The organism is Pseudomonas sp. (assembly GCF_049645325.1).
In the GTDB taxonomy this organism is placed as follows: domain Bacteria; phylum Pseudomonadota; class Gammaproteobacteria; order Pseudomonadales; family Pseudomonadaceae; genus Aquipseudomonas.
In genome coordinates, this window is sequence record NZ_JBARTQ010000330.1 from 1 (window position 1) to 4,655 (window position 4,655).

The 4,655-nt window shown below is 60.7% G+C and carries 3 protein-coding genes; all 3 read right to left on the reverse strand.

What is annotated here, in order from left to right; genetic code table 11:
• Nucleotides 1–65 precede the first annotated feature (65 nt).
• Nucleotides 66–1,340 (reverse strand): NAD-dependent dihydropyrimidine dehydrogenase subunit PreA, encoded by a 1,275-nt coding sequence (gene preA / locus WBB95_RS14845; RefSeq protein WP_424488270.1) that lies wholly within the window; start codon nt 1,338–1,340, stop codon nt 66–68.
• Nucleotides 1,340–2,707 carry an NAD(P)-dependent oxidoreductase gene (locus WBB95_RS14850; RefSeq protein ID WP_424488271.1) on the reverse strand — a complete coding sequence of 456 codons (1,368 nt, stop codon included), beginning with the start codon at nt 2,705–2,707 and terminating at the stop codon, nt 1,340–1,342. The genes preA and WBB95_RS14850 overlap by 1 nt, the downstream gene beginning before the upstream one ends.
• Before the next feature lie 154 nt (nt 2,708–2,861).
• Nucleotides 2,862–4,301 carry a dihydropyrimidinase gene (gene hydA, locus WBB95_RS14855; protein ID WP_424488272.1) on the reverse strand — a complete coding sequence of 480 codons (1,440 nt, stop codon included), beginning with the start codon at nt 4,299–4,301 and terminating at the stop codon, nt 2,862–2,864.
• Nucleotides 4,302–4,655: the final 354 nt, after the last annotated feature.

Consider the following 4,655-nt stretch of genomic DNA (forward strand, 5'->3'; position numbering starts at 1 on the left):
ACATTTTGATAGGTGAACACAGTCACATGTGGGAGGTGGCTTGCCTGCGATAGCAATCTGAAGGACTACACAGCCTCCCGGTACGGGTTGCGCGGATCCTGCGTCCAATTCAAAAACGGCTTGCCGGTGTCCATCGGCACCATCTCGATGCAGTCCGCCACCGGACAGGTGATCTGGCACAAGTTGCAGCCCACGCATTCATCGTCGATCACCTCGTACTTATGCGTGCCATCGGCCTGTTTCAAACTGGCGATGGCCTGGTGTGAGGTGTCTTCACAGGCGATATGGCAACGGCCGCAACCAATACAGGCTTCCTGATCGATCTTGGCGATGACCTGATAATTGATATCCAGGTACTTCCAATCCGTCGTATTGCCCACTGCGCGCCCGGAAAACTCCTGCAAGCTTTTGTAGCCCTGGCTGTCCATCCAGCGCGACAACCCATCTTTCATTTCTTCCACAATCCGAAACCCGTGCAACATCGCGGCCGTGCACACCTGCACTGCGCCGCAGCCCAGGGCGACGAATTCCGCCGCATCACGCCAGTTGCCGATGCCGCCAATCCCGCAGATCGGCAGGCCTTGGGTCTGTGGGTCGCGGGCAATTTCGGCGACCATGTTCAAGGCAATCGGCTTGACCGCCGAGCCGCAATAGCCGCCGTGGGTGCTTTGGGTGCCGACCATGGGCAGCGCAACCATGCGCTCCAGGTCCACGCTGGTGATGGAGTTGATGGTGTTGATCAGCGACACCGCATCCGCGCCGCCGCGATACGCCGCACGCGCCGCCACCCGAATATCAGTAATGTTCGGCGTGAGCTTGACGATCACCGGCAGCGAGCAGTAGGTCTTGCACCAGCGCGTCACCTGTTCCACATACTCCGGGACCTGGCCCACCGCCGCGCCCATGCCGCGTTCCGGCATGCCGTGGGGGCAGCCGAAGTTCAGTTCGATGCCGTCGCAGCCGGTGGCCTCCACCAGTGGCAGGATGGTTTTCCACGATTCTTCGACGCACGGCACCATCAGCGACACGATCAGCGCGCGGTCGGGCCAGTCCTTTTTCACCTGGGTGATTTCCCGCAGGTTGATCTCCAGGGAACGGTCGGTAATCAGCTCGATGTTGTTGATGCCCAGCACTTCCCGGTTGGCGCCGTAATGCGCCGAGTAGCGTGATGACACGTTGACCGCCGCCGGGTCCTCACCGAGGGTTTTCCAGACCACGCCGCCCCAGCCGGCTTCAAAGGCGCGGACCACGTTGTAGGCCTTGTCGGTGGGCGGCGCGGAGGCCAGCCAGAACGGGTTGGGGGCTTTGATACCGGCGAACACAATCGAGAGATCGGCCATTACGCAGCCTCCACATTCAGCATGAGTTGGGCGTGCATGGCTTCGGCGGCCAGCTTGCCGTGTTGCACCGCTTGCACGGTGAGGTCCTGGCCGAGGCTGACGCAATCGCCACCGGCATAGACGCCCGGGATGCTGGTTTGCAGCTGTTCGTCGACGAAGATGCGTTCGCCCACACGGTGCAGTTGCTGGGCCAGCGGATCGTGCAGCGCCTCGCTGTCAAAACCTTGCCCGATGGCTTTGAATATCGCGTCGGCAGCCAGTTCGAAGGTCTCGCCGGTGGGGTGCAGGCGTCCGTTTTCCAGGCGCGTACGGGCGAAGCGCATACCGCGTACATGGCCTTGTTCATCGAGCAGCACTTCTTCCGGTTGGGCCCAGGTCAGTAGGCGTACCTGATTGGCTTTGGCGATGTCTTGTTCGTGCCCGGTGGCGCCCATGTCGGCAAGGCCACGGCGGTACACCAGGTTCACGTCGCGGGCACCGAGGCGGGCCATTTGCACGGCCATGTCGATGGCGGTGTTGCCGGCGCCAAGCACGATGCAGCGATCGGCCAGGGGCAGTTGAGTGAGGTCATCGGCCTGGCGCAGTTCGCGGATGTAGTCGGTGGCGGCGAGCAGGCCAGGCGCGTCCTCGTGGGGCAAACCGAGGTGTTTGCTCGCCGCAAGGCCGAGGCCGAGGAACACCGAATCGAATTGCTGGTGCAGTTCGCTCAAGGTCAGGTTGTCGCCCAGGCGTTGGCCGTGGCGAATTTCAATGCCGCCGATCTGCAGCAGGAAATCCAGTTCCTTCTGGGCAAAATCATCCACCAGCTTGTACTTGGCGATTCCGTATTCGTTCAAGCCGCCGGCTTTTTCCCGTGCTTCGAAGATCACCACGTCATGGCCGTGCAAGGCCGCGCGATGTGCACAGGCCAACCCGGCGGGCCCGGCGCCGACCACGGCGATGCGCTTGCCGGTGGGTGCGGAACGCTGGAACGGGTGTTCGCTGAAGTGCGCGTTATCAATGGCGTAGCGTTGCAACAGGCCGATCAGCACCGGCGCGCATTCTTCGGCGTTGTTGCGCACGCAGGCTTGCTGGCAGAGGATTTCGGTGGGGCAGACCCTCGCGCAACTGCCGCCGAGGATATTGGCCGAGAGGATTTTCTGCGCCGCGCCTTGCACGTTTTCGGTGTGGATATTGCGAATGAACGAGGGGCTGTCGATCTCGCTGGGGCACGCGTTTACGCACGGTGCGTCGTAGCAATACAGGCAGCGCGAGGCTTCCAATTGCGCCTGACGTGAATTGAGCGGCGGTGCCAGGTCGGTGAAATAGCTGGCGAGTGTCGCCCCATCTTCATGGGAATGGGGGAGGTGGGTCAGGGTCTGGATCACGGTGTTTGCCTCACGGTTTTTTTGGATTGCCTCTGGCGGGCATTTTTGTTGCCTGTACTGGCGCCATCGCAGGCAAGCCAGCTCCCACACTTGAATGTGTTCGCAGATCAAAATGTGGGAGCCGGGCTTGCCCGCGATAGGCCGAAGGCCGCTCTCAGCGTTTCACAGCAACGGGCCTGGAATGCTCAGCCCGCTTGCTCAACTGCTCAAACACCGACGGATACGCCGGCCGTTCCACGTACCGTCCGGCACCGCGCTCGGCGCGCAGGTCGCCGTCGGCCCAGACCAGCTTGCCCTGGCTGATGGTGTGGCTCGGCACGCCGCGCACGGTCTTGCCTTCAAAGATGTTGAAGTCGACTTGCTGATGGTGGGTCTTGGCGGAAATGGTCCGCGTGCCCTCCGGGTCCCACAGCACCAGGTCGGCATCGGCGCCCACGCGGATCGCGCCTTTGCGTGGGTAGAGGTTGAAGATCTTCGCCGTGTTGGTGGAGGTCAGCGCGACGAATTCCTGCATCGACAGGCGCCCGGTATTCACGCCTTCATCCCACAACAGCGCCATGCGGTCTTCGATCCCGGCGGTGCCGTTGGGGATCTTGCTGAAGTCGTCGCGGCCGGCCGCTTTTTGCTCGGCGCAAAAGCAGCAGTGGTCGGTGGCGGTGGTGTGCAGGTTGCCCGATTGCAGGCCGTGCCACAGCGCTTCCTGATGCCCGCGCGGGCGGAAGGGCGGGCTCATCACGTAGCCGGCGGCGGTTTGCCAGTCGGGGTGTTGGTACACGCTGTCGTCCAGCAACAGGTGGCCGGCGAGCACTTCGCCGTATACCGCCTGGCCCTTGGCCCGAGCGTAAGTGATTTCGTCGAGGGCCTCTTGGGTGGAAACATGCACCAGGTACAGCGGCGTGCCGATGGTCTCGGCGATGCGGATCGCGCGGCTGGCCGCTTCGCCTTCCACTTGCGATGGGCGCGACAGCGGATGCGCTTCCGGCCCGGTGATGCCCTGGGCCATCAGCTTGCGTTGCAGGTGATACACCAACTCGCCGTTTTCTGCGTGCACCGTCGGCACCGCGCCGAGTTCCAGGCAGCGTTCGAAGCTCGCCACCAGCGTGTCGTCGGCCGCCATGATTGCGTTCTTGTAGGCCATGAAATGCTTGAAGCTGTTGATGCCATGGTGGCTGACCAGCTCGGCCATTTCTTCGCGCACCTGTTCGCTCCACCAGGTGATCGCCACGTGAAAGCCGTAGTCGGCAGCGGATTTTTCCGCCCAGCCGCGCCACTGGTGAAAGGCTTCCATCAAGGATTGCTGCGGGTTGGGAATCACAAAGTCGATGATCGACGTGGTGCCGCCCGCCAGGCCCGCCGCTGTGCCACTGAAAAAGTCTTCACTGGCCACCGTGCCCATGAAGGGCAATTGCATGTGGGTGTGAGGGTCGATGCCGCCGGGCATCAGGTATTGACCGCTGCCGTCGAGTATTTCAGTGCCGGCGGGAATATCCAGGTTCGTGCCAATGGCGCGAATCAGACCGCCTGCGCATAAAACATCGGCGCGGTAACGTTCATCATGGGTAATAACGGTGGCGCCACGGATCAACAGCGACATGTCGAATTCCTCACAGGCTTGACCGGCTTGTGCCAGTTCTAAGTGTTGTAATGCTGCTTGCCGATGATTGATTAAATCCTGTCATCGGTGACAGGAATAGAAACTAGCCCGAGTTTTTCGATTGAGCAAGAAGATTTTTTATAAGCTTATATCGTGATTAACCTATTGATTTATAAAGGTAAATATCTCAAATCACCAAAATGTGGCGACCGCTCACCATTTTGACGCACTTGACAGGTTCTTAAATTGAGCAACATTTCTTATTGCAAATCAGACGCTTGAGACGTGCCTCTTGACGGGGGCTGGAAATAAAAATAATTGTGTTGCACCAGATTGAGTCCTGAGTGTTCGGGC

What these genes read in the sequence shown, in the direction of transcription:
- preA (WP_424488270.1), bottom strand. Translation starts at nt 1,340, where the DNA reads ATGGCCGATCTCTCGATTGTGTTCGCCGGTATCAAAGCCCCCAACCCG.
- hydA (WP_424488272.1), bottom strand. Translation starts at nt 4,301, where the DNA reads ATGTCGCTGTTGATCCGTGGCGCCACCGTTATTACCCATGATGAACGT.